This is a genomic window from Armatimonadota bacterium, from assembly GCA_036504095.1.
Classification (GTDB): Bacteria; Armatimonadota; DTGP01; order JAKQQT01; family JAKQQT01; genus DASXUL01.
In genome coordinates, this window is the sequence record DASXVS010000071.1 from 80,320 (window position 1) to 105,600 (window position 25,281).

Consider the following 25,281-nt stretch of genomic DNA (forward strand, 5'->3'; position numbering starts at 1 on the left):
GTTTGTGGATCAGGGGGTACCCCTGGCCTCCGCGTCGAAGTCCAAAGCGATATCCGCCGCCGGCGCACTGTGAGTGAGGGCGCCAACGGAAATGAAATCCACGCCGGTCTCCGCGATGGAGCGCACCGTGGACAGGCTCACGCCGCCGCTGGCCTCGGTTTGTGCCCGGCGACGGCAAAGGGTCACCGCTGCGCGCAGGGCATCGGGCGCCATATTGTCGAGCAGGATCATGTCGGCGCCGGCATCGATTGCGTCCGATACCTGTTGTAGAGTGTCACATTCGACCTCCACGCGCAGGAGATAGCCGCCGTTTGAGCGCGCGGACAGGATTGCCCGGGCGATGCCGCCCGCGGTGACAACGTGATTGTCCTTGATGAGGATCCCGTCGTCAAGCGCCACCCGGTGGTTTCGACCACCGCCGTGGCGCACGGCGGCCTTTGCGAGGTCGCGCAAACCCGGTACGGTTTTCCGGGTGTCAACGATGCGCGCCCCCGTCCCGGATATCTCGGCGACATACCTGGCCGTCATCGTCGCTATGCCGCTCAGATGCTGCAGGAAATTAAGCGCGGTCCGTTCCGCCGTCAGCAGGGCGCGGGCACGGCCGGAGACGGTGGCGATGACGGCGTCCGCCGCGATCGACTGTCCATCTCCCGCCATCACCGTGAACACACACTCCGGGTCCACCGCCTTGAACACGGCCTCGGCTGCCTCGATACCTGACACAACCAGCGGAGAACGCGCCACGATTCTGCCTGTGGCGGTCGCGTCCGCGGAAATCGTAGCGAGCGACGTCGCGTCGCCGTGCCCCACGTCTTCGGCGAGCGCCAGCGCCACGAGTCCCTTGAGTCGTTCGGAGATCACGAGTCCTCCTCGCGGCCATCGCGCCCAAACACGGAATTGTCGATGAGCCGCGTACGCCCCAGGCGGCCCGCCACGAGGCACACGGCGCGCTGCCAGTCCGGCTTGAGAGGCTTAAGGGTCGCGGGATCCAGCACCACGGCATAGTCCGGCACAACGCCGGCTTCCGCGTCAAGGATCGACCATGCGGCGGTTTCGAGTTCCGTCTGGTCATACTCCCCGCCGCGAACCTCGCTTCGAACGGCCTCCAGCGCCCTGCTCAACGCAAGTGCGCTGGCACGCTCCTCCGCGCTGAGGTAGCGATTGCGCGACGACATCGCGAGCCCGTCCGCCTCCCGCACAGTCAGCCGTTCGACGATCTCCACCCCCAGATTCAGGTCTTCGGCCATCCGTCGCACGATGATTAACTGCTGGTAATCTTTCCGGCCGAACACGGCAAACTGGGCAGGCACGACGTTCAGGAGTTTGGCGACCACGGTGGTCACTCCTCGGAAATGTCCGGGGCGGATCGCCCCTTCCAGAACGTCCGAAATGCCTTCGACCTCAACGATCGTGCGGAACCCATCCGGATACATCGTCTCGGCGCGAGGCAGGAACACAGCGGCTACGCCGGCTTCCTCCAATGCCGCGATATCCGCGTCAACGGTCCGTGGGTAGCGCTGATAGTCTTCGTTAGGGCCAAACTGGGTCGGGTTGACGAAAATGCTCACGACGACGGAGTCCGCGAGCGACCGGGCGAGCTCTACCAGCGCGAGGTGTCCGTTGTGCAGGGCGCCCATCGTCGGCACCAGGGCGACTCGCCGGCCGGCGCACCGTTCCGCAAGCGACCATTCGCGCGCTTTGCTCACATCGTCGAAAACCCTCATCCCTCGCCGCTCTCCTCTTTTTGCGCTTCAGAAGGGAAACGCTCGTCGCCGTCAAGGTTGTCCAACTGGTCAAGGTCCATCGATACAGCGTGTTCCATCGTCGGGAACTGCCCACCCTGAACGTCCAGCGCATACGACGCGATCGCGTCGCGGATCAGCGGTCCTAGATTCGCGTAGCGGCGGACGTGGCGGAAGGTGCGTTCACCCCCTAGCCCGAGGATATCGTGCCAGATCTGAACCTGGCCATCGCAGTGCGGCCCGGACCCGATGCCGATGGTCGGGATGGTCAGGCTGCCGGTAATCGTTCGCGCCAGCGGCGCCGGGATGAGTTCGAGCACGATGCTGAACGCGCCGGCGAACTGGATTTCGCGCGCGGCGTCCAGGATGGCCTGCGCGGACGCGCGCGTCTTGCCCTGCACCCTCGCTCCGCCCAGCGCGTGCGTGGACTGTGGCGTGAATCCAACGTGGCCCATCACCGGGATGCCGCAGTGCGAAAGGCGCTCAATCAATGCTAACGCACGCCCGGCCCCCTCAAACTTGACCGCCTGTGCGCCGCCTTCCTTGACCAAGCGGACCGCATTGGCCACGGCTTCGTCCTCGTTGCATTGGTAGGAGCCAAACGGCATGTCTGCCACCACGAGCGCGCGATACGCCGCACCGGATACCGCGCGGGTCGCACGAACCATATCGTCCATCGTCACCGGAAGCTCGTTCGCGAATCCCAGCACGTTGCTCCCGATGGAATCGCCCACCAGGATAGCATCGATGCCTGCCGCATCCGCCAGACGCGCCGATGGCGCATCGTAAGCGGTGACCATGGCGATTCGACGGTCCTCGGCGCGAGCCTCTCGCAGCCAGGGAACCGTAACGCGCTTCGGTGTAGGTCCAGTACCATTGGAACTCATGATCTAAAAAACTCTCCGATATACCAGCCGCAAAACTCGGCAAATAGAAGCCAGCCGGGGCACCAGAAGAAGATGCCACCCGCATCGGCCGGATAGGCCATCGCCATTGCGGCGGCAAATCCCAATGCAACGGCGGATACAATGCCAAGCGAGCGGCTAAAAACGCCACGCGTGAGCATCAGCACCGCCATCACGGAGACCGCTAAGAAATAGTGTATCAGCGCCATGACTGGGACTGCCAACCCAAGGGGCGCGTCATTGCGATGAATCGGACGGCTGAGACTTCTGCCGCGCGTGTCCGGCCAGAACAGTTCATCGTCGATCTTGCTGATGTACCCCGTCGCCGCCATCGTCCATCCCGCGAGCGCGGCCGCGAACGCAGTTGAATACATCAGACGACCCGGAACGGCGACCGCGAACTCGATGATCGGGATTGGCGGTCCGGTACGCGATGTTCCCCACATGATCGCAGCCGCGCCCCCCATCAGGCCGGTCGCGAGGTAGGCGCGCCGTCGCTGCTCCAGGCGTGTTTCCGGTGACTCGCGGACAAACGGCTTTTCCTTTCGACTCCTGAGCGCGTCGTTCAATGCAAGGCGCATCGCTACGTTCGACGGGTTTTTCCGGAGTCCCTCCTCCAGCACACCGATCCAGTCTTCCGTCCGACCTTCCGAGCGGTACAACCGGCCCATCAGGAGCATCGCGTCCGGGTTTTCGGGCTCCCTGGCTAGGACCTCGCCGAGATCACGACGCGCGTACGGGTTCCGTCCGGTTGCCAACTCCCGCATGGCGCGTTGCAGCAGTTCCGCGACCGTCAGGCTCTTCTGATGCCTCGTCCATGTATCGGCGGCGGGTGCTTGCGGCGCCGATTCCGGCCGGCGTCCTGTGGTCTGAGAGCGGGTGCGGCGGCCCGTGTAGGTGACATCGTAATTCGTACGTCGCTGGGGGTCCGACAGGACGTTGTAGGCCTCCTTGGCGATCAGGAACGCCTCGTTGGCGTTCGCCTTATCCTTTGCCACGTCCGGATGGAGTTCTTTGACCTTGCGACGATAGGCGCGGCGAATGGCCGCCGCGTCGGCATCGAAGGGCACTTCCAGTATGGCGTAGTAGTCTGGCGAGTCCACGCCATCATTATTGACTGTTAACCATGCCCCCGTATACAGACCCGGCGAACTTTACCACGAGAGATCCCGCCACCAGCAGGAACACGAGATATGCGAGCACGGCGAAGACCCACGGCAGCAGCGCGCCAAGGTGCTTTGCCTCTTCGCGCTCAAACACGATCGCCTGTCCCAGCATCTCCGGCAGATTGCCGCTCATTTCACCGGAGCGCGCCATCTGAAGGATCTGCTCGGTAAAGAGGCCGGTATTGTACATAGCGTCCGGGATGGTGCCGCCACGTTTGATGCCGGACAGCTGTTCATACATAAGCCGGTGAAACCGGTCGCTGTCCGCAGCCTCGGCGGCAAGCTCCCACGCCACGCTCAGGGGGATCCCCGACGTGAGGGAAGAAGCAAGTGACCCGAGGACTTTCACCCGGTCCACGCGCTTGGCGCGGGCGCTGAGCCCTGGGATTACGGAGGCGAGATTCCTCATCGCGGTCCCGAGTGGCGTTAACCGAATAAGGTGGGACAGGGTCGGGAAAAACACGATGACTATGACAAATGCGCCGCCGGCGGCGATCGCCGCGCGGCCCAGGTATGTGCCGATGAGTGCCGGAGTCGTTTGCCACGCAGGCATCGAGGACATGAAATAAAGCCACATCACCAGAAATGGGATGCCGATGGCCTTGATGATGAAAAGGAGCGGATTGAACCGGGCCATCGCCTGGACGCCCCAGTCCGCTTCGGCCTGAGCCGCTAGTTCTCCGTACGCACGGTCCAGAAACCCGGCCCCTTCGCCTGACCGGATGAGGCCGATGTGCCCTGCGCTGAACGCTCGTGGGTGACGGTCCATCGCCTCGCTCATCGGTCGTCCGCGGGCGACAGCCCCCTCCATGTCCTCAATCGCGCGCTTGAGTTCCGCGTTCTTCGTATATGCGACGATTTGCGAGAGGGCCTGCGGCAGCGGAACGCCGGACTTCAGCATGCCGGCCATCTGCCGGTAGAACTGAGCCAACTCGCGGTCCGGAACGGTGACCGACTTGCGCGCCAGGCTTCGCTCCGCGGGATGCTGAACCGGAGGCGACTGTACAGCCCCGGAGTTTGCTGAGGTCGCCGCCGCAGCCATGGGAGGTGATTGGGCCGGCAACCCCGCGCCCGGCGCTTCAATAAGCGTCGGTTTGTAGCCGCCCTGGATCAAGCGCGCTTGAACGGACCCTTCGTCTTTCGCGCTCATCGAGCCGACGACCGTCTTTCCCGAACGGTCCGTCGCCTCATAGTGGTACATTGGCATAGCAAATCCCCCAGGATTCGGGATTCAGGCTTCAGAAGCCGGGCGAGTTACCAACTCCTGACTTCCAACCCCCAACTCCCTTAAGGGTACCATCACGAAATCGCGCTCCCCCATCCGAGGGTGCGGGAGCGTCAACTCCGGAGTATCCATTGTCACATCGCCATACAGCAGCAAGTCGATGTCGATAAGCCGCGGGCCGTATCGCACTGCAGGCACGCGACCCATGATCGACTCTATCGCCTTCACCGCTCTCAGCAGGTCCAGGGGCGGCAGAATCGTATCGAGCGCGACCACCATGTTCAGGAAATCCGGCTGGTCGGTGTAACCCCACGGCGCGCTCTCCAGTACCTTTGACTGTCGGACCACGGTCCCGAGTTCGCGCAATCGGCGGACGGCTTCACGCAGGTTTGCCTCGCGATCGCCAAGGTTCGTACCCAGTCCAAGGTACGTTCGCACGGTGTTCATATAATCATGGTACCACGCCGCAATGACTGCTGACGAAGCCTCGCTACCCGTTGCCTGCGTGAACGTGGCATATTAGGCAGGTTTGGAACACGATAATGGCCGAAGAAGAGAAGAAACGCAAATACGTGGCGCAGAACCGGAAGGCGCGTCACGAATACGAAATACTGGAGACCTTCGACGCTGGCCTCGTACTGACGGGCACTGAGATCAAATCCGTGCGCGCCGGCAAGGTGAGTATGTCGGACTCGTTCGCGCGCCCGGAGAATGGCGAAATGTGGCTCCAGAATATGCACATCGCGCCGTACGAACAGGGCAACCGTTTCAACGTCGAGAGCCGCCGGACCCGAAAACTGCTTCTGCACAAGGCCGAGATCAACCGCATTACGGGCCGTATCAACGAGAAAGGCCTCACGGTGATCCCGCTGGCGGTGTTCCTCCAGCGCGGATATGCCAAGGTTCAGCTCGGCATCGGCCGAGGCAAGAAGATCTACGACAAGCGCGAGGACATCGCCAATCGAGACCGAAGCCGCGAAGCGGAGCGTGAGCTCTCGCGCCGAGATTGAACCACGAAGGCACAAAGAACCGAATTCTGATCTCATCACTCCTTCGTGTCTTCGTGTCTTTGTGGTTCATTCGCTGGATACGAACCGGAACTTAGGGTATAATTCAGTCGTCACTCTCTTGTGACACTTATGGGGGCGAAAGGTCTCGACAGGGAAGGGATCGGCAGAGAACGCACGCCGAGGCGCCGTTGGCCTCGTTAAAAGCGGCAAAGCCATAACTGGCAACGTAACGATGAAGACCGCTGAGAACATGATCGATCGCTCTTTTGCGACCAGTCCTGCTCTTGCGGTTGCCTAAGCTTAGACTTAGCGCCGGCGTCCGTCCCGGATGCTGTTAAATAGCCGCTACGGCGGTAGGGCACCGAAGCTGCTGGATGCAGCCACCCGGCCCGGGTAGGGCTTGCTGGAGGTCAACCGCTCACGGGACCACCGGGACTTTAGTGGGCTGGCGAGAGCGCCTCCCGTTCGTGGGAAAGCGCTTCGTGAGAAAAAGAAAACGCGGACTAAGCGTGTAGTGGGTTCTGTCTTACCTCTCTGGACCCGGGTTCGATTCCCGGCGTCTCCACCAAATTGGAAGTGAGAAGTTGGAGGTTGGACGTTGGATGCAAATCCGGCGTCCAGCCTCCTTTTCATTCTCACAAGCGTGAATTGCGTACCCCCCGGACGGCGGGATGGCGCCGTTCTCCAAACGTTCCGCTGTGCGCACGACGCTTCCCGCTTCGGAACGATGACAACCCCTTTGTCTTCGCTATAGACCTTGGGTCCCCTATTCTGTCGGCCGCGGCGCGAACGCGATGGACCTTTACCTCGTCTTACCTGTGCCCGTCCCTGGTCGTTCGTCCCATCCGCGGGGACTATAGTGACAGCATGGGCGTCTTTCAGGCCACGGTGCGGGCAACCGAATTGCGATTCGCGCCATAGTTGCACCGCTCCCTGCGGAGCCGGTTCGCTTCAGCCGAAACCATGTTTGCAGAAGACCGGTGCACTCTGGAGGCGATGCGCGGAATAATGGATTTGAAACGTCCCGGCCCGCGCCTTGCCGCCGGTTATATGGCCAACAAATATCGTGCTTAGAACAATTACCCTGCTGATATTGGCGCTCTGCGCATCCCTTTCCTACGCGGTGAACGCTCCGTCGGCCCGCCTGAAGGGCGTGGATTTCAAGGACGGCGTTGTACGCATCCAATTGACGGATGCGACGACGTGGCGCACCACTTCGTGGCGTTCCGCGAATCGGTTCATCGTAGATATTTCCGCCACCGACGCCGGGACCCGAGTTTCGACGCTTCCCGTGGACGCGTCCAGGATCAAGGCAGTAAGGTGGACGCAGTTCAAGCCGGACACCGCGAGGGTTGTACTCGATCTTACCGATCGGTTCGCGCCGGTCGTACTTTCCAGCCCTCCGACCGACCTCATTGAGATCCGCGTCGCGTCGCCCGCGCGCCCTGCCGCTACCGTGAAAGTGGTCGCGCCGGCGTCCGCCGAAAGGCCGACGCCTTCCCCGGATGACTCCGAAAAGCCGGTCAACCCGGGTCCTCCACCCCCGGTTCCGGATCCGGCAACGGATGATGCAGCCACTCCGGCGCCGGGTCCCGGCCTTTCCGATCAAATCGAGGATATCGTGGTAGAGCGCGGCGACGACAATCGTCCGCAGCGCATAGTTGTGAAAACCGGTCGCGCAACCGCCGTCACGCCTGAATGGCGGGAGACCCATCTGGTCCTGAACCTTCCCGATCTCGAACCCGGAACCGAGCGGATCGCGCCGGTAAATGACGAGTTGTGCCTGCGGGCTTATTCAGCCAGAGAGTCGGGGCACGCGGCACTGGTGATCGATTTCACCCGCCGGGTTGAGTACACAATCGGTCCGACCGACGATGGGAACGGTTTCGTCGTCAACCTCGACCTTCAGGCGCCGGAACCGATTGTCGAAGCGCCTCCCAACCTCAAGGCACTTGCCGGAAAGGTCGTAGTGCTCGATGCGGGGCACGGGGGTCGAGACACCGGGACGCGTGGGCCGTATGTCATCGAGAAGGAAGTCGCTCTTGATGTCGTGCTGCGCCTTCAGCGCGTGCTAACATCCAACGGGGCCCACGTGATCCTCACGCGCCACGACGACACTCTGATCCCCTTGCAGAGGCGGCCGGCGATCGCGATGGAAGCCCACGCGGACGCGTTCGTGAGCATCCACTGTAACTACGCGCCCTCCAATTACCGCGGCGTGGAAATCTGGCACCGGCGGGACACGGCCGAATCACGCAGACTGGCGGTTGCGCTCTACCAGACATATAAGGCGGCGACGGGCTTCTATGGACGGGGGGTAAAGCCGGAGTCGCGCGCCCCGATGGGAGGACTGGCGGTCTTGAAGCACAACACGGTGCCGTGCGCACTGGTTGAACTGGGGTTCGTGAATAATCCTGTGGAGGGCAAGGCCCTCGCGCAGCCGGAATGGCGTCGCAAGGCCGTGGAAGCTCTGGCGGGCGGGATCGCGCGATTCCTGGAAGGGCGGATACAGTGATGCGTCCCAATTCCGCCGTCATTCTGGGTGCTGTCATCGCCGCGCTCGCGGGCGGCGCCGCGGCTTACCACGCCGGCGCTCTGAACGCCGTGATCGGCCGGCCCGCGCCTCCGGAAGCGCAGCCCGCGCCCACCGCTCCTGTCGCCCCGCAGGTTGCCGGCGTGGTACCGCTCGCCGGAAAGGTACGATCGATTTCTATCCCCTATTACGTTATCAAGCAGACAAATACAGATCCGGTCCTGGTGGAAGAGACCACGTCGCTCAATGCCGCAGGATCGGTGTCGGTCTGGCGCCAGGCGCATGTGGCGCTGACGGCAATGGCGGGTTTCCCGCGCGGCGGGGCGCTGCAGAATCCACTGCCCGACGGCACGAAGGTCCTGGGTGTGCACGTAGACAACTCCGGGATTGCCACTGTGGACCTGTCTCCCCAATTCCGGGACAACTTCAACGGCGGCGCACGCGAGGAACAGGTGACGCTCTATGCCGTCGTGAACACGGTCGGCTCTGTGAAGGGCGTGCAGGGCGTGCGCTTCGCCATTGCGGGCCGCACACTGGACGAGTTCGCCGGGCATATTGACCTCAGCAGCCCGCTGACGCCCGACCCGTCCCTGGTGGAGCAGGCCCAGTGAGAACGCCGATCGGGCTCTTCGACAGCGGCCTGGGTGGCCTCTCCGTCGCTCGCGAACTCATGCGCCGTCGCCCGAACGATTCCCTCTGGGTGGTTGGCGACACGGTTCACGTGCCTTACGGCGGCCGCCCGCTTCACGAGGTCCACGGATTCGCGATGGGCCTGGCCGAATACCTCGTCGGCTGTGGCTGCCGGGCCGTGGTCATGGCGTGCAACATTTCGTCGGCGGTTGCGCTTGAGGATGCCCGCCGTACCCTTCCCGTCCCGGTCTTCGGCATGGTGGATGCGGGGGCCCGCGCCGCGGTGACCGCTTCGTCCGACCCGCGCTACGGCGTGATGGCGACGGAAGGAACGGTCCGCAGCGGCGCCTACACCTGCGCGCTCAACGCCCTGCGCCCCAATGGCAGCGTCCTCGAGGTCGCCTGTCCCCGCTTCGTGCCGCTCGTTGAATCCGGCCTCTGGGACTCGCCGGACGCCTATGCCGCCGCCGCCGACTGTGCGGCGCCGCTCATTAACGCGGGAATAGAGACCGTGATCCTGGGCTGCACGCACTATCCCTTCCTTGCGGACGCTATCCGGGCAGCCTTCCCCTACCCGATCCGTCTCGTCGACCCCGCTTGCGCCGTCGCTCTCGAGATGGAACACATCGTCGATTTTGCGCCCGCATCGGAAACGCCGCGCCACATCTTCGAGTCAACCGCGAATCCCGCGGCGTTCGCCGACGCCGGGTCCCGTCTCCTGCAAACGCCCTTTCAAGCCCGCCATTGCGCCGTGTGGGACCACGCGGAGACGCTTGCCGAGCCCCGTGTTGCGCTGTCGTGCTGAGAGTCGGCCATCGCGGCGCGCCTCGAATCGCGCCTGCCAACACCATGGCATCGTTCCGTGCGGCGGTGGAATTGGGCTGCGACTGGGTGGAATGCGACTGCCGCCCGTCCCATGATGGCGTAATCGTCCTGTCGCACGACGCCGCAGTGACCGATACCGGCGGCCGTGTCCTCACCGTTTCCGAACACTCTGCCCAGGAGCTTGCCCGCCTTGACCTCGGCAATGGAGAAGGCGTCCCCAGCCTCTCCGAGCTGGTGTCCTGGGCTACGGGGCGCTGCGGCGTCATGGCCGACGTGAAATGCGAAGGCTTCGAAGCGGAAATCGGCCTCGCTTTGGCGCCGCTTCCCGTATCCGACGTGTTGGCCCCGGGAGCCTCCGCGTTGAGCCGCGCGCGCTTCAGATATCTGTTCCCGCGGCTCCCCCTGTCGCTTTCCGTCGGCCCCGGCGGTGAGCAAGCCCTCACAGAGGGCTTGCCCGGAATCGATACCGGGGCCGTCACGCTGCATCACTCCCTGGTAACCGCCGAACGTGTCGTGCTGCTGCATGATCGCGGCATCCGCGTTTTCGCATGGACCGTCGACGACCTCCCGGCTCTCCGCCGCCTGGCAGGGATGGGTGTCGATGGCCTGATCAGCAACCGCGCCGACCTGCTCGCCAGCCTCTAGCTGCTCTCCGGTCCCACCTGCACGGGCCGGCGCGTTTCCCTTCTCTGCAGCCGGCTTTTTTATCGGCATCCTGAGCCACTCTTACCCGCGCCCCGCTCGCCCCCGCTCCATCGACTCCCAGCCGCAGCCGTGCCTGGCTAACGAAATGTTATGCTGGAATCTAACGAAATGGTTGGAGCCCTGTTGACCGTTTGGCCGCGATTTTGCCGCTGAATGTGAGTCGATGAATCGAAGGCCAACCCTGGGGCCCGTCACCCTCAATGGAACTCCGGTAAACGCTCGTCCGCTTACCGTGAGTTATGTGGAATGAGGATGCGTGCGAGATTGCCCGCTAAGGCGGGAGGCAACGGCGCCAGATTATCTCGCGCCGCTTGTCAGGGGAGGCGCTCGGTTCCATGGTCCGGAATTGGATATCTTCGGTCATCGCCATCGCCGCGCTCTTGCCCGGGGCGCAGGCTCAGCATACAGACGCTGCGGTTGTCAGCGCCCCCGCGGTCGGCGAGGCGCGATTCCTGTCGCTTACGAACGGCGAGCGCGCGTCTCACGGCGCGCGGCCTCTGCGGTGGGACGAATCCCTTTGTCGCGCGGCCCGGCAGCACAGCCGGGAAATGGCTGCACTCTCCTATTTCGACCACCACTCCCCGGTTCGCGGTCTGACATCACCCGCGGACCGTTGGGAGGCCGTCAACCCGAACGTCCCCGAGGAGTACACCATCGGCGAGAACATCTTCTACGGGAGCGTCGCGGACGTAACGTGGGGGCATCGCTCGCTGATGAACAGCCCCGAGCACAGGGACAACCTGCTAAATCCGCGGTATACGCGCATGGGGGTCGGGATATATGTCTCGGCAAGCGGCGAAATGTGGGTTACGGAGATGTTCGTGGGCTGAACGCGCACAATGTTTGACGGGCTTTCAACCCGGGGCAACATGATGAGGTGCGGGCATCGCCAAGAAAGGCGGGCGCCGCACCCGTTGTGCATTTCCCCCTGCCTATGATCGAAACCATTGAAAGCTGCCGAATCGTCCTGCTCGACGACCTCACCGCCAGCCGCATTGCGGCCGGCGAGGTCGTCGAACGTCCGGCATCCGCCGTCAAGGAACTCGTGGAGAACGCGATTGACGCCGGCGCGACGCGCATCGACGTCGAATGGGAAGCCTCCGGCACGAAGATGCTGCACGTTGGCGATAACGGCCACGGGATGAACCCCCAGGAAGCGGCGCTGTCCCTGCAACGCCACGCCACCAGCAAGATACGGACGGCCGAGGACCTGGACACGGTTCTGACCCTCGGATTTCGCGGCGAAGCGCTTCCCAGTATCGCGTCGGTCTCGCATCTACGGCTGGTATCATGCGCGGACGGCGGCGAAGCAGTGGAACTGCGAGCCTCGGGCGGCGAGATCGAGGATGTCTTCCACACCGTCCGCGAACGCGGCACCGATGTCTGGGTCCACAACCTGTTCTACAATCAACCGGCGCGCGGCAAGTTTCTAAAATCGCTGACCACGGAAAACGCGCAGAGCATGGAGATCGTTTCCAGGCTGGCGATCGCGCACCCTGAGATCGCGTTCCGGGTGACCGTCGATGGTCGTGAGGCGATGCGGACCAGCGGATCCGGCCGTATTGACGAGACGGTCGCCGAAGTCCTCGGCGCCGCCGTCGCCCGCGAATTCGTTCCCATCCGGGCCGAGACGGATGAGGTGAAGGTGACAGGATTTGTCTCCCGGCCGACGTTGACGCGTCCCACGCGGGCCGGCCAGTCGTTCTGGGTCAACCGCCACCCGGTGAGCAACCGCGTGCTGTTGCACGGATTTGACGCCGGTTACCGCGCGGTGCTGCCAACCGACCGGCACCCCTACTGCGTCATCATGGTGGACGTGCCGCCGGGTTTGGTGGACGTGAACGTTCACCCCCGCAAGGCCGACGTTCGCTTTCAGCGCGAGCAGGCCATTCATTCAGCGGTCTACCACGCCGTGCGGGATGGGCTGCTGGCTGCCGACCTCAAGCCCGGTTTCGACACCGAGCCCCTGCTGCCTGCGCCCGGATTCGGCGAGATGCACCCGCTTCTGCCGTTCCAGGGCGCCCCGCTGTCGTTCACGCCTCCCCCGCCGGCTCCAACCGCGAGCCTGATGCCGGTGCAGCGGGCCGATGACGACGATCGCCTCGACGAAGAGACCGATCCTTTCGCGGGCACTACACCACAAGCGGATGCCGCGCCACCGGCGCCCGAAACGGCGACGCCGACACCGATTTCCAAGCCGTTTCGCGTGCTCGGTCAAATCCAGAACACGTTCCTGGTGGTGGAAGGCGAGCGCGGGCTGATGCTGGTCGATCAGCACGTGGCCCACGAACGCGTGCTGTACGAAGAACTTGACCGCCAGATGTCGTCCGGCGCGCCGGAACAGCAGCACCTTCTGCTGCCGCTCACGGTCACGCTGGAGCCCCGCGAGTTCGCCGCCTGGAACCTCCATCACGACGCGCTGACGACCGCGGGTTTCGAGATGGAGGAGTTCGGCCCGGAGGCAGTGCTCATCCGCGCCGTGCCCGCCCTGCTGGCCGCACGATTCAGCGAGCGCGATTTCCGCGACCTCCTGAACGATCTGGCGGAAGGCGGGGCGGTTGGCCAGCGCAACCACGACCTGCGCGACCACATCCTCAGCACGGCGTCATGCAAAGCCGCCATCAAGGCCGGCGCACCGTTACAGCCCGAGGAAATGGCCGGCCTGATGGAAGCGCTGTTCAAGACCGCGAATCCCTATCTCTGTCCCCACGGCCGCCCCATCATCCTCCACCTTTCGGTGGACGAGCTGATGAAGCGGTTCCAGAGAGCGTGAACGTGGGAAGTCAGCAGGTCTTCGCGCGCCGTCGCCAGATCACCAGCGGCACCAGCGCTGTTGCGAAGAGAGAGAGACTCCCCGGCTCCGGAACCGCGTTCACCGGAGTAAGACGGAATGCATGGCGCTGCCCATTCACGAATCCCGTTCCGGCGATCTGACCGGCGTTGTTGATATCGCTCGCGTACCACAGCGTCCAACCCAGCGCCGGGTCGATCAGGTCATTCAGTCTTCGCCCACCGGTCGTATCGAAGACCCACGGGTCTCGATAAGACTCCAGGCCATCGGGGGCTGTCACGACAGTAACCGCACCCCCCGCCACACCGCGGTCGTTAAGCGCGGTGGCAAAACCGGGTTCATCGATCTTCGTCACAGTCCCATCCGCCCACCGGATGGCTGCGTAGGATCCCGACCCCGTTCCAGCAATGTCTCCACGGTTATTCAGCGCGCTGCCCCATCGCATGGGGGCCATATCGACCGGTCCGTTGTCGAAGTTCCAGGCGCCTCCAACGGTGTAGCCTTGGTAGCCGCGATAGGAAGATGTGTATCCATAGATGATCGTCCCAGCGTCGTTGATACCGTTGACTACGGCAAGGTCCAGCCAAGGGTCAGACGATATGAGTTGCTGGAAACCAGTGTCCGAGACGTACGTCACAGTCCCCAGGCCGCCATATGCGACGTCGCCTCGACTGTTTGGGCGAGTTACGGTCGCGCCGATAGCCGGATCAGTCTGCTCCTCCCCTAGCTTTACCACGCCCACCCCGTCGGAGTAGCGGAAGACAGATGCAAGGCCATAGCCGTAAGTCGACGCCGAATCGGCAAAGGACACCTGGCCATGATCATTGATTCCTCCCAAGGTGACGCGGCCATAGCCAGAAGCAAGAGCCTCAGATCCAAAGCCGTCCGAGTACCGGATAACTGACCCGTCCCGAACGTACGCAACCTGCCCCAGTTCATTCACAGCGGCTTTCTGAATAGAGGCTGGACCGAGGTCAAGGAGTGAGTATAACGGCGCAGCCGCGTGAGCGCCGGCTGACAGGAGTAGGAATGTACACAGCGTAGAGATTATCCGCATCGCTCGTTCCTTTCGCGATAAGCGCCAATCGGGCGAGGGCCGCCCCGGGTTCTTGCGACTGGGCGCGGGCCAAGTTAGCGTGCTAGCATCCACTGTGTTGACGATTTGCGTCAGCGCACCGTTCCGCCCGTTGTGATGTCACACCAGCGTCAGGACGCCATCAATCAGGACGATCCCCTCTTCACCGCGCGCCGCGTTGGCGAGATGCCTGCCGACGAGCGCCCGCGCGAACGCCTCAAGCGCCTCGGCCCCGGACCGCTGAAAACCTCCGAGCTCCTCGCGATCCTCCTGCGCACCGGGACGGCCAGCCTCTCGGTCCTGGATGTGGCGGAGCGCCTGGAGCGTGAATTCAGCAGCCTGAAGAACATCTCGAATGCCGAAATCGATGAGCTGGCGCGGACACACGGAATCGGCCCGGTGAAGGCCATCGAGCTGAAGGCCGCGCTGGAGCTGGGGCGGCGCCTCGCCGGGCATACGGACGAGGCGCGGAGGACGATTACCAAGGCCCAGGACGTGGTGGCCGAAGTCCTTGATATGGTCACACTGCCTGTCGAGGAGTTCCGGATCCTGCTCCTCAACACGCGCAACCAGGTTATTTGCCAGCGGACCATCAGCCGCGGCACCCTCAACGGCAGCCTGGTGCACCCGCGAGAGGTCTTCCGCTTCGCGATTTCGCAGGGCAGCAATTCGCTGATCTGCGTGCACAATCACCCGAGCGGCGACCCTTCCCCGAGCGATGATGACCTTGCCATTACCCGCCGGCTTGTTGAGGCGGGCAAACTGATAGACATCCAGGTATTGGACCATGTTATCATTGGTTCAGGGCGTGTCGTCTCGCTTCGCGATCGCGGCCTGATGTAGGCCCGGCTCAGGGACCGTGCCCGAGGGAAGATGATAGCATGCCCATCAATATCAGAGCGATGGCGGCCCTCGCCATCCTGGCGGTAACAACTATGACAGCCAACGCAACCAGTTACTTCGGCAAGACCGACGTGTTCGCAACCGCGGCCCAATTCGCCCATATCCAGGACTCCGGAGCGCGATATGACGAACGCGCCGGGGGCTTTCGCCTTCTGGATGACCCCGCCGGCGGCTATGTGAAGGATGGTTCCGTGATCTCTGAAGGCCTCCACTACGGCTTCGGCTTCAATACCGCCGTCGCCTCGTGGAACGCGGACTGCCCCGCGGGAACCTGGGTAAAGGTCGAATTGCAGACAAGTACAGACAACGGCGCCGACTGGTCTCCGTGGTTCGAGATGGCCATGTGGGGCGACCCTGTCTTTGTAGACAAAGATCTCCCCTCGGGCAAGGTCAAGGCGGGCAAAGAGGGCAAGGTCAACGAGGATACGCTGGAACTGGCCGCCAAGGCAACGCGCCTGCGTTACCGCGTGCGCCTGCATACGGAATACCCGGCGGTCACGCCGGTGGTCTCCCTGATTGCCGTCACCGTAGTTGATAAAACGCACGAGGTTACCCCGGACGACGGACCCGGCCCCGCGTGGGGCAAGGAGGTGGCGGCCGATTTCCGGTCTCAGCTCTGGGAGGCCGGCGACATTTCATGGCGCATCTGCGGCCCGACTTCCATGGGCATGGCGCTGACCTCTCACGGGGTGAAGCTGCCCACCGCCGAGGTTGCCCGTGCAGCGTGGGACAACGTCAACCGGATATACGGCAACTGGCCGTTTCTGACTGCCGCCGGAAGCGACCTGATGCGCCGCAACCTCGACTCCATTCCTTCGCTCCCGGGCAAGCGCAAGGTATGCCACGCGTACGTGTCTTGGCTTCCCGGATGGAAGCCTGTGGAAGACGAAATCCTCAAAGGCAACCCGGTTGTCATCAGCCTCGCGTTCGCCAAGGGCGTCCTGAGGGGTGGCCCGCTTGATGAGACGGACGGGCATCTGATCCTGGTGCGCGGGTTCACGAAGGACGGCGACGTCATCTGCAACGATCCGGCCAGCCGCACCGAGAAGGGTGGCCGGGTTATCTACGACCGGAAGGAACTGCTTGAAGCCCGGAAGGGCGGCCCGATTATGGTGTTCCACCCTTACGACTAGCCACCCCGTGCTCGCCGGGAACGGTGGGCACGGCGCGACCTTGCTTTCCCTGGTTCAATCAAGGTTACCCGTCATGGAACACTGTACTTGAGATACAGGATGTCGTGGGGACATACTCAAGCAAACAGTCCCCCAAATGGCGAAAGGAACCAGGTTGGAATCGATCAGCATCCGCGAAGCGGCGGAACGGCTTGGGGTGAGCCACAAGGTCATCCGCAGGCTGATTTCGCAGGGTACTCTGGAAGCGTACAAGCGCCCGGGTTCCCATGGCGCGGAATGGCGCGTCGAAGTGGCTTCGCTGGCGGCCTATCAGGCGGGACAGTCGTCGCCCCGGCACAACCCGGTCAGCCGCGTCCGCCTCTCTGTTCCCCCACCCGCGCCGTCGCCGTCGACCGAACGTCCGGAACCGGAATCGTGGGAAGGTGAGCGGGCCTTTTTGCGCGAGCAAATCTGTCGGCTTACCGACCTCCTCTCCGCGTCTATGGGGAAGGCGCCCCTGTACGCAGCGGAAAGGCCATCTTCAGAGGTGATGGGCGTCGAAGCCATCACCGTAACCTCCGCCCTGCAAACCTCGCTGGAGTCTGCGCGTCACGAGGGGATCTCTGGTATCGAGCTGTGCACGATCAAGGTTCTCTGGGGGCGCCCCGTTCTCTGGCGAACGGAAGTCACGGACACTTCCGATGTAGCCGCGCTGGTTCAGGCCATCCTGTCGGACACGGCGGTTTGGGCGGCGCCCGCCGAGGAACTCGTGTACATCTGGGCGCTCGGTGCGGAGCGGGAGGTCCTCTGGGGGACCGCGTGCGGCCCGGGATGGTTCGGACCGGAATTCGAGGAGACCCTGCGCAACTGCCGCGTGGAACGCAGGTAGAAATGTCGAAAAGGGGGAGCCGGCCGGCTCCCCCTTCCACGGTTTCAGGCTGACCGGCCCCGCTTAACCTTCGGCGATCGCTGCGCTGACGGCCGCGCCGATCCGGGATGTGGACGCCAGCGTCTTTCCCGGCTGCATGATGTCCGCCGTCCTAAGCCCCTGGCGCAGCACGGAAGAGACCGCGGCATCCACCACGTCCGCTTCTTCGTTCAGGCCGAAGGAATAGCGCAGCATCATCGCCGCGGAGCGGATGGCCGCTATAGGGTTGGCGATGCCCTTGCCGGCGATGTCCGGCGCGGAGCCGTGGATGGGTTCATAGAAGGCGGGAAGGCTGCCGTCCCCCAGGCTTGCCGAGGGCAGCATGCCCAGACTGCCGACAAGCATGGATGCCTCGTCGGAAAGGATATCCCCGAACGTGTTCTCGGTGACGATGGTATCGAACTGTGCGGGATTCCGGATCAGCTGCATCGCGCAGTTGTCCACGTACATGTGGTCCAATGCCACGTCGGGATACTCCTTCGACACGTCGATGACGACTTCGCGCCACAGTTGGCTGCACGCGAGTATGTTGGCCTTGTCGACGGACGTCAGTTTGCTCTTCCGCCTGCGGGCCGCCTCGAACGCGACCCGGGCGACGCGCTCGACTTCCGGTGCCGAATAGGCCATCGTATCCACGGCGGAATCGCCCTCGCGGCCCTTGGGCCGACCGTAGTAGAGGCCGCCTGTCAATTCGCGTACGATGAGGATGTCTACTCCCTTCCCTACCACCTCCGGCTTTAGAACGGAGAGGCCCGCCAATTCGGCGTCGATGGACGCCGGGCGAAGGTTAGCGTAAAGCCCCTTGCGCAGGGTAAGGAGTGCGACTACTTCCGGTCGCTGTGCGGGGGGCACGGTGCTGTCGCGCGCGGGATCACCCACAGCGCCGAAAAAGATCGCGTCGCTGTCGCGGCAGACCTTGACGGTTTCGTCCGGCAGAGCAGAACCCGTGGCATCGAACGCGGCCCACCCTACCAGGGCTTCTTCGAAGGCAAACGCATGCCCGAACCTTGCCGCTACCGCGTCCAGGGTCCTTCGAGCTTCCCCCACGACCTCGGCGCCGATCCCGTCGCCCGCCAGTATCGCAATCTTCTTGTTCATAACTCCCTTTCGCCTTCAGCCAAGATCATACCACAAGCGCTCCATAAACGGCCGGAAACCCACTTCCCGCCAGAACGCCATTGCCGCGGGGTTGTCTGTGGAAACGCTCACCCGGATGCTCTTCAGATGACGCGTTTCGAACCATGCGCGCGCTTCGGCGAAGAGGCGGCGGCCCACTCCCAATCGCCGGTACGACGGGGACACGCAAGCGTCCGTGATGTACCCGAAATCCGGATGCGCAAACACCGCGCCACCATACTCCACTCGAGCGGCTAGAAATCCGGCGATGGCCCTTTCCGACTCGGCAATCCAGAGCATATGGTCGGGTGAGCGCATCGCCGTTGACTTCAGGTGGCGTAAGAATACTTCGCGCGAGCCGGTGCTGCGCTCGTACCGCGCGTCGAGGCGGAGGTGATAGTCCATCAGCTCCTCCCAGAGGTCGGCCACCGCCGGCAGGTCCTGAACGCGGGCCACACGCACCAATACAGCAGGCTGAGTGTTCACCATCAGCGATTATCAGGCTCCGAGCATGCCCGCGGAACGCGCGTATTCAAATACATCGCCGGCTTCAAGTATCGGTAGAATATCGCCCAGCGGCTTCAGCGCAAACTCTTCGCCCGTGGTGATATCGTACAGCGTATTGGATTCCAGATCGACGCGAACGGTATCGCCGGTGCGCACCCGGTCCACAAGACGCTCGGGGGTTTCGTACGGAATCAGGTATCCGCCGTTCACGGAATTGCGGAAAAATATCCGTGCATAGAACTCCGCTATCACCACCTTGATCCCAGCCTCCGCCAGCGCCAGGGGAGCGTGTTCGCGGGACGACCCGCACCCGAAGTTCGTCCCGCCGATGATGACGGTGTAATCGCTCTTGCCGGACTCGCTGTCCACAAACGGCACATGGCCCCCGGGAAGACCCGCCCCTTCCGGAGGGACGCTGGAGAGCGCGTAGACACCAAACATTCGTCGTTCCTCGGGGATGCTTGTGCTGAACACGAGGTGTTCCGCCGGGATGATCTGGTCCGTGTCTATATCATCACCCAATACATATACCTTACCTTCGATGCTTGTTTCCATTATCTACTCCTCGGCGGCGCCATCGAGAGCGTGGCGCCCAATCCAATCATCCACAAACTGCCTGGCGGACCGGCCGCTGCGGCCGTGGCTTCGACCCCAGGCCGCCGCGGCCGCCCGGACTTCGGCCGGATCCCCCGCCCGCCGATCGCGTTGCGCCAGTGCGTCTACAACGGCGAGATACCAGGCCTCGGTCGGTGCGGGGAATCCAAGGCGCAGACCGAACCGGTCCGCGAGAGAGGCCTTCTCTTCGGCCGCGTCACGCACGTGCAAATCGTCATCGTCGGTCCATGCATTGTCGCCGGCCCGTTTGGGCATGAGATGGCGGCGGTTGGCGGTTGCCACCACGCGCACATTCGCCGGCATCGCCTGCACGCCGCCTTCCAGGATCGCCTTCAGTTCGCGCGCCAGCGGATCGTGGTCCTCAAACGCAAGATCGTCCAGCAGCACAATAAACGTGTACGGCAGATCCGCGAGGAGGTCCACAACGGACGCCAGGTCCAGCAGTCCCGAGCGGCGCACATCAACGAGCCTGAGCCCTTCAGCGCAATGAGCGTTCAGCGCCGCCTTCACGATGGACGACTTACCGGTGCCCCGCGCGCCCCACAAGAGCACATGGTTGCACGGCAGTCGGCTCATCAATTGCCGCACATTGCGGTCGAATGCTGCCCACTGTGAGTCCACCCCTACGAGATCCTGCCGCGTAACGGGGTCCACATGGCGGACGGCCTCAAATACGCCACGATCTACCCTGACGCGGTACCGGAACGCGGCGAACGAATCGAAGTCCGGCGGCGCCAGAGCGTTATCCTGGGCGCTCATCAGGCACCCCACGCGGGTTACAAACGCATCCATTGCGCGTGCCAGGTTGTCTGTGGCCTCTAGACTCACAACGTCCTCACCGTTCACCATACAAACGCATCATCCCGGCAGTCAAACCAATCGTGACGGCCAAACGGCGCCGGTATCGGCTATCCTCATCGTATGTTTTCCGGAAGGTCAGAGTGCCGAGATGCCTGAACTCCCCGATATTACAATCTACATCCGCGCCATCGAGAAGCGGACACTCGGGAAACGCCTGCTCGGATTGCGCCTCTCAGGCCCATTCTTTCTGCGCACCGTAACTCCGCCTGTCTCCGACCTGACAGGGCGCTCCGTCGTCGCCATGCACCGCCTCGGCAAGCGCATTGTGTTCGAACTCGAGGACGACCGGTTCATCATTCTGCACCTGATGATCGCGGGGAGGCTCCACTGGAAGCCCGCCTCCGTGAAAATCGGCGGGAAGGTGGCGCTGGCGGCGCTTGACTTCGATACCGGGTGCCTGCTCGTTACCGAAGCCGGGACGAAGAAGCGCGCATCGCTCCACCTTGCCCGAGGCAAGGATGCTCTCGCTGCCTACCGCTCTGACGGCTTGGACCTGTTTGCCTGCTCGCAAGAGCAGTTCCGCCATCGGCTGCGTTCCGAGAACCACACCATCAAGCGCGCCCTCACCGATCCACACCTGTTCTCGGGCGTCGGAAATGCATATTCGGACGAGATTCTGCACCGCGCCCGCATGTCACCTTTCGCGCTCACCTCCACGATGACCGAGGAGGACATAGCCCGCCTTCTGGCATCCGCACGGGATGTGCTCTCCGAATGGATCGATCGCCTCGCCGCCGAAGCGGGCGACGACTTTCCCGAAAAGGTGACCGCGTTTCGCGAAGAAATGGCCGTTCACGGCAAGTACGGGAAGCCGTGTCCCGTGTGCGGCTCTCCAGTCCAGCGCGTCGTATACGCGGAGAACGAGATGAACTACTGCGTCACCTGCCAGACTGGGGGGAAGCTCCTCGCAGACCGCGGACTATCCCGCCTCCTCAGATCCGACTGGCCGCGGACTCTGGATGAACTGGAAGGTCTGCGCCGAACCCCAGGCTCCGGACCCTGAAGGACCGCAACGTCCGCTATCTTACTTCCGGTCGAATCCCAGTGCCCCGTCAACGGCATCCCGTACCCTGTCTAGCGGAATGGGGCCGCAGCCGACATCGAGACATAGGTTCCGGAGTCGCGAAAGGGCAATGCTCTTCTGGAGGCCAAGAGCGGCTTCGATTTCTAGTTTGCCTAAGACGTAGAACTCCCACTGGGCGACGTCGAGAATGTGACATTCCTCGCGGCATTTTGCCGTATGAACACAGAATACGTAGCAGTCGGCCGCTCTCTGCAGCGAATCGCCAAGCGTATTCGTCTGAGCATCCCAGGGAAGACGCTGCCGGATGTCAAAGACAATGCGACTTGGGCCAAACTGTGGCCAACTCTGTACGTAGCCGGACGACTTCACTTCGATGCCGCAGTCTCGATAGCGGAGATCTACGGCATCCCATTCGATACGAGCACAATCCACCACTTCCAGAGCTTTGCCTATCAGGTATTCGGCGAAAACGCTGCGAATCCCGTTGCTCACCACGTCGGAATACGCCCAGGACCAGAAATCCCCGACGGTGGACCTTTCAATCCCGGCAATCTGTGTATCGTGAGGAATCGGCCTCGTCACACATACTCCCGCGGGTCTGTTATGTAGCCATTCAGGGCGCTGGCGGCGACGGTCATCGGGCTGGCAAGGTAAACCTTACCTTCCTTGCTGCCCATCCTGCCCGGGAAGTTGCGGTTCGTCGTGCTGATGCAGGATAGCGCGCTGTTCAGCCGCCCGAAAGTGTCGGAAGGCCCGCCGAGACATGCGGCGCAACTGGCCTGGCCAATCTGGGCCCCCGCCTCCTGGAATATCTGCCAGAGGCTCTTCCCGTCCACCTTCTCCGTCCAAAGCGCCGCCGCCACTTCCGTGGTGGAAGGCACGACAAACGTGTCCATCTTGACCGTTTGCCCCTCGAGTATTCTCGCCGCCGCGATGAAGTCGGTGATCTTGCCGCCGGTGCACGAGCCGATGTAGGCCCGGTCCAGTTTTGTGCCCTTCAGTTCGCGGGCGGTTGTCTTGTTGTCCGGCGAATGCGGTTTCGCGACCGTCGGTTCCAGCTTGCTCACGTCGTAGTGGCGCTCGGAATAGAACTGCGCGTCGGCGTCGTTCGCCATGGCTTCGTAGTCGGACTTGGTTCCCGCTTTCCTGGTTCGCGCGTCCACGAAGTCCAGCGTCTTCCGGTCCGGCGCGATGATGCCGTTCTTGCCGCCAGCCTCGATCGCCATATTGCAGAGCGTCATGCGCTCTTCGATATTGAGGTCACCTATCGCCTGGCCGGCGAACTCAAGCGCGCGGTAGGTTGCGCCGTCCACGCCGATGTCGCCGATAACCTGGAGGATCAGGTCCTTCGCCATGAGATAGGGCGGCATTTCGCCCTCGAAGACGAACCGCATCGTCGGAGGAACCTTCAGCCACAGCTTGCCGGTGCCCAGGATGAAGCCCGCGTCCGTATTCCCGATGCCCGTCGCGAACTCGCCGAAAGCGCCCGCCGTGCACGTGTGGCTGTCCGTTCCGAAGAGCACCTCGCCCGGTCGGGTGTGACCTTCCTCGGGCAAGGCAATGTGGCACACTCCCTTGTAGCGCGTCGAGTTGACGTCGTAGTAGTACGGCAGATCTTGTTCCTTCACGAAGTCGCGAAGAATGTCGACGTTGCGGTGCGCCTTTTCATCGGCTGTGAAGATGTAGTGATCCGGGATGATGACGACCTTGCTCTTGTCCCAGACCTTTGCCTCTGCGCCGAACTGCTCTTTGAAGATCTCGATCGTGCCAGGACCGCACACATCGTGCGTCATCAGCACGTCCACGTCCACCCAGATATTTTCACCCGGTTCCACGCTTGCCTTACCGGCATGCTTCGCCAGGATTTTCTCCGTCATTGTCATAGACATATCAAAACGCTCTTCCGTCATTGTGGGCGGCCCGTGTGGGACGCCCGTCTGGTTATACCCGGTCTGTAACCGTTTCCTCGCTCGCGGGCTTGCCGGCGCCGCAGCGCGCGGCTATTTTGTTGATGGCCTGGATGTATGCCTTGGCGCTTGCTTCGACGATATCCAGTGCGCTTCCACGCCCTGTGAACACGTGTCCGTCCAGTTGCAGACGCACCGTCACATCGGCCAGCGCGTCGGTGCCGCCCGTGACGCCGTGGACCATGTAGTCCTTGAGAGTGTACGGGATATTCACGATCTTGTCGATTGTCTTGTAGACGGCGTCCACGGCGCCGACCCCGGTCCCCGTCTCCAGGACGGCGCTGTCCTCGTGTTTCAACACGACCGTGGCGGTGGGATAGCCGTCCAGTGTCGTGTAGACGGTCATGTGGTCGAGGGCCCACTGCTCCGCGACAGCGTACACCTCGTCGGAAACAATGGCTTCGAGGTCGGCGTCATATATGTCCTTCTTGCGATCGGCCATGTCCTTGAATCGGGCGAATGCGCGATTCAAGGCGTCCCGGTCCAGCTCGAAGCCCAGTTCCACCAGTCGTTTCTCGAAAGCGTGCCGGCCGCTGTGCTTGCCCAGTACCAGGCGGCTCTCAGCGAGACCTACGTCGGCCGGATCCATTATTTCGTAAGTGGTCCGTTCCATCATCACGCCGTGCTGGTGGATGCCGGCCTCATGGGCGAAGGCATTGGCGCCGACAATGGCTTTGTTCGGCTGGACGGCTGAACCAGTGACGTCGCTCACAAGCCGGCTCGCCCGCACGATCTCGCGCGTATTGATGCCAGTCTCCAGGCCAAACGCGTCTCCGCGCGTTTTGAGGATCATCACGATCTCTTCGAGGCTTGCGTTTCCCGCACGCTCACCGATGCCGTTGATGGTGCACTCCACCTGTCGCGCGCCCGCGGTGCAGGCGCTCAGGCTGTTCGCAACCGCCAGCCCCAGATCGTTGTGGCAGTGTACGCTCAGCGTGATGCCGGACGTTTCCGGCACGCGTTCGCGAACAACGATGATGAGTTCGAAATACTCGGTTGGCGTGGTGTAGCCCACCGTGTCCGGCAGGTTGATCGTGGTTGCCCCGGCGGCGATGGCCACCCGGACGACCTCGCACAGAAACCCGATGTCGCTCCGCGTGGCGTCCTCGGCGCTGAATTCCACGTCCGGCGTGTAGCTCTTGGCGCGGCGGACCGCCTTGTCCACCATCGCCAGCACTTCCTCGCGCGTCTTCTTCAGCTTGTATTTCAGGTGGATATCGCTTGTGGCGAGAAACGTGTGGATGCGCGCGTTCTTGTTGCCTTGAATCGCTTCCCAGCAGCGGTCGATGTCGCCGTCGCTTGCCCGGCACAGGCCGCAAATGGTCGGCCCCTGAATGCGCTCCGCGATCGCCCGCACCGCCTCAAAATCACCGATGCTTGCGGCGGGGAAGCCGGCCTCAATCACATCAACGCCCAGCCGCGCCAATTGATTCGCGACTTCCAGTTTCTCTTCCAGGTTCATGCTGGCGCCGGGCGATTGTTCGCCGTCGCGCAGCGTCGTATCGAAAACCTTTACGGTATCAGCCATTGTTTTTGCCCCTCATTGTTTTTCGGCGGAGTCAAGCCCGCCGGTCCACTTGCCACTTTTCAACATATCCACACTACACGCTGTGGATAACCTTGTCCGCCCTTTCGGGCAAG

25 protein-coding genes and 1 other RNA gene are annotated in these 25,281 nt (G+C 62.9%); 12 read left to right on the forward strand and 14 right to left on the reverse strand.

Translation table 11 applies throughout. The features are described from left to right. Positions 1-9: 9 nt before the first annotated feature. The 6 genes from nadC to folK are packed head-to-tail and all read right to left on the reverse strand — an operon-like array spanning position 10 to position 5,485. A complete protein-coding gene (gene nadC / locus VGM51_15875) occupies positions 10-861 on the reverse strand; it encodes a carboxylating nicotinate-nucleotide diphosphorylase (protein HEY3414517.1) in 852 nt (283 codons plus the stop codon). Further along, positions 858-1,724, reverse strand: a complete 867-nt coding sequence (gene panC / locus VGM51_15880; protein HEY3414518.1) for a pantoate--beta-alanine ligase — start codon at positions 1,722-1,724, stop codon at positions 858-860. Before panC ends, nadC begins: the two co-directional genes overlap by 4 nt. After that, positions 1,721-2,629, reverse strand: coding sequence for a 3-methyl-2-oxobutanoate hydroxymethyltransferase (gene panB / locus VGM51_15885; protein HEY3414519.1), 909 nt, complete (start codon positions 2,627-2,629; stop codon positions 1,721-1,723). The genes panC and panB overlap by 4 nt, the downstream gene beginning before the upstream one ends. Further along, complete coding sequence (locus tag VGM51_15890; GenBank protein HEY3414520.1) at positions 2,626-3,750, reverse strand: DnaJ domain-containing protein; 1,125 nt, start codon at positions 3,748-3,750, stop codon at positions 2,626-2,628. The genes panB and VGM51_15890 overlap by 4 nt, the downstream gene beginning before the upstream one ends. Positions 3,751-3,757: 7 nt before the next feature. Continuing rightward, on the reverse strand, positions 3,758-5,020 hold the full coding sequence (locus VGM51_15895; GenBank protein ID HEY3414521.1) for a type II secretion system F family protein: 1,263 nt from the start codon (positions 5,018-5,020) through the stop codon (positions 3,758-3,760). A gap of 24 nt (positions 5,021-5,044) precedes the next feature. Continuing rightward, a complete protein-coding gene (folK, locus tag VGM51_15900) occupies positions 5,045-5,485 on the reverse strand; it encodes a 2-amino-4-hydroxy-6-hydroxymethyldihydropteridine diphosphokinase (protein ID HEY3414522.1) in 441 nt (146 codons plus the stop codon). A 95-nt stretch (positions 5,486-5,580) separates the two neighbouring features. Here folK and smpB point away from each other — a divergent pair, with 95 nt between their 5' ends. The 8 genes from smpB to mutL all read left to right on the forward strand — a co-directional run bounded on the left by smpB (position 5,581) and on the right by mutL (position 13,514). Further along, positions 5,581-6,048, forward strand: a complete 468-nt coding sequence (gene smpB / locus VGM51_15905) for an SsrA-binding protein SmpB (protein ID HEY3414523.1) — start codon at positions 5,581-5,583, stop codon at positions 6,046-6,048. A gap of 131 nt (positions 6,049-6,179) precedes the next feature. After that, positions 6,180-6,616: a transfer-messenger RNA gene (ssrA, locus tag VGM51_15910) on the forward strand. Between the two features lie 498 nt (positions 6,617-7,114). Then, positions 7,115-8,563 (forward strand): N-acetylmuramoyl-L-alanine amidase, encoded by a 1,449-nt coding sequence (locus tag VGM51_15915; protein ID HEY3414524.1) that lies wholly within the window; start codon positions 7,115-7,117, stop codon positions 8,561-8,563. Further along, entirely contained in the window at positions 8,563-9,192 is a 630-nt protein-coding gene (locus VGM51_15920; GenBank protein ID HEY3414525.1) for a GerMN domain-containing protein, read from the forward strand. Before VGM51_15915 ends, VGM51_15920 begins: the two co-directional genes overlap by 1 nt. Beyond that, a complete protein-coding gene (murI, locus tag VGM51_15925; GenBank protein ID HEY3414526.1) occupies positions 9,189-10,016 on the forward strand; it encodes a glutamate racemase in 828 nt (275 codons plus the stop codon). The genes VGM51_15920 and murI overlap by 4 nt, the downstream gene beginning before the upstream one ends. Next, positions 10,010-10,681, forward strand: a complete 672-nt coding sequence (locus VGM51_15930) for a glycerophosphodiester phosphodiesterase (protein HEY3414527.1) — start codon at positions 10,010-10,012, stop codon at positions 10,679-10,681. Before murI ends, VGM51_15930 begins: the two co-directional genes overlap by 7 nt. 395 nt (positions 10,682-11,076) lie before the next feature. Further along, a complete protein-coding gene (locus tag VGM51_15935) occupies positions 11,077-11,571 on the forward strand; it encodes a CAP domain-containing protein (protein HEY3414528.1) in 495 nt (164 codons plus the stop codon). 104 nt (positions 11,572-11,675) lie between these two features. Beyond that, on the forward strand, positions 11,676-13,514 hold the full coding sequence (mutL, locus tag VGM51_15940; protein HEY3414529.1) for a DNA mismatch repair endonuclease MutL: 1,839 nt from the start codon (positions 11,676-11,678) through the stop codon (positions 13,512-13,514). 10 nt (positions 13,515-13,524) lie between these two features. Here the strand turns inward: mutL and VGM51_15945 are convergent, their stop codons facing one another. Then, positions 13,525-14,343: a PEP-CTERM sorting domain-containing protein gene (locus tag VGM51_15945; protein HEY3414530.1), complete on the reverse strand. Its 819-nt coding sequence runs from the start codon at positions 14,341-14,343 to the stop codon at positions 13,525-13,527. 381 nt (positions 14,344-14,724) lie between these two features. Between VGM51_15945 and radC the strand changes: the two genes are divergently transcribed. The 3 genes from radC to VGM51_15960 all read left to right on the forward strand — a co-directional run bounded on the left by radC (position 14,725) and on the right by VGM51_15960 (position 17,511). Continuing rightward, positions 14,725-15,450, forward strand: coding sequence for a DNA repair protein RadC (gene radC / locus VGM51_15950; GenBank protein HEY3414531.1), 726 nt, complete (start codon positions 14,725-14,727; stop codon positions 15,448-15,450). A 38-nt stretch (positions 15,451-15,488) separates the two neighbouring features. After that, complete coding sequence (locus tag VGM51_15955; GenBank protein HEY3414532.1) at positions 15,489-16,643, forward strand: C39 family peptidase; 1,155 nt, start codon at positions 15,489-15,491, stop codon at positions 16,641-16,643. A 136-nt stretch (positions 16,644-16,779) separates the two neighbouring features. Then, on the forward strand, positions 16,780-17,511 hold the full coding sequence (locus VGM51_15960) for a helix-turn-helix domain-containing protein (GenBank protein ID HEY3414533.1): 732 nt from the start codon (positions 16,780-16,782) through the stop codon (positions 17,509-17,511). Between the two features lie 63 nt (positions 17,512-17,574). On the opposite strand, the gene leuB is transcribed toward VGM51_15960, so the two are convergent. Genes leuB through VGM51_15980 form a run of 4 tightly spaced genes read right to left on the reverse strand, consistent with a single transcriptional unit; the run spans position 17,575 to position 20,637 of the window. Beyond that, complete coding sequence (gene leuB / locus VGM51_15965; protein ID HEY3414534.1) at positions 17,575-18,648, reverse strand: 3-isopropylmalate dehydrogenase; 1,074 nt, start codon at positions 18,646-18,648, stop codon at positions 17,575-17,577. Positions 18,649-18,663: 15 nt separating this feature from the next. Next, positions 18,664-19,155 carry a GNAT family N-acetyltransferase gene (locus VGM51_15970; GenBank protein ID HEY3414535.1) on the reverse strand — a complete coding sequence of 164 codons (492 nt, stop codon included), beginning with the start codon at positions 19,153-19,155 and terminating at the stop codon, positions 18,664-18,666. Between the two features lie 9 nt (positions 19,156-19,164). Next, entirely contained in the window at positions 19,165-19,728 is a 564-nt protein-coding gene (locus VGM51_15975) for a 3-isopropylmalate dehydratase (protein ID HEY3414536.1), read from the reverse strand. A gap of 3 nt (positions 19,729-19,731) precedes the next feature. After that, complete coding sequence (locus tag VGM51_15980) at positions 19,732-20,637, reverse strand: ATP-binding protein (protein ID HEY3414537.1); 906 nt, start codon at positions 20,635-20,637, stop codon at positions 19,732-19,734. Positions 20,638-20,737: 100 nt separating this feature from the next. Between VGM51_15980 and VGM51_15985 the strand changes: the two genes are divergently transcribed. Continuing rightward, entirely contained in the window at positions 20,738-21,652 is a 915-nt protein-coding gene (locus tag VGM51_15985; GenBank protein ID HEY3414538.1) for a DNA-formamidopyrimidine glycosylase family protein, read from the forward strand. A gap of 21 nt (positions 21,653-21,673) precedes the next feature. Here the strand turns inward: VGM51_15985 and VGM51_15990 are convergent, their stop codons facing one another. Genes VGM51_15990 through VGM51_16000 form a run of 3 tightly spaced genes read right to left on the reverse strand, consistent with a single transcriptional unit; the run spans position 21,674 to position 25,168 of the window. Further along, complete coding sequence (locus VGM51_15990; protein ID HEY3414539.1) at positions 21,674-22,255, reverse strand: hypothetical protein; 582 nt, start codon at positions 22,253-22,255, stop codon at positions 21,674-21,676. Continuing rightward, complete coding sequence (locus VGM51_15995; protein ID HEY3414540.1) at positions 22,252-23,562, reverse strand: 3-isopropylmalate dehydratase large subunit; 1,311 nt, start codon at positions 23,560-23,562, stop codon at positions 22,252-22,254. The genes VGM51_15990 and VGM51_15995 overlap by 4 nt, the downstream gene beginning before the upstream one ends. Before the next feature lie 52 nt (positions 23,563-23,614). After that, positions 23,615-25,168, reverse strand: coding sequence for a 2-isopropylmalate synthase (locus VGM51_16000; GenBank protein HEY3414541.1), 1,554 nt, complete (start codon positions 25,166-25,168; stop codon positions 23,615-23,617). Between the last annotated feature and the right edge of the window lie 113 nt (positions 25,169-25,281).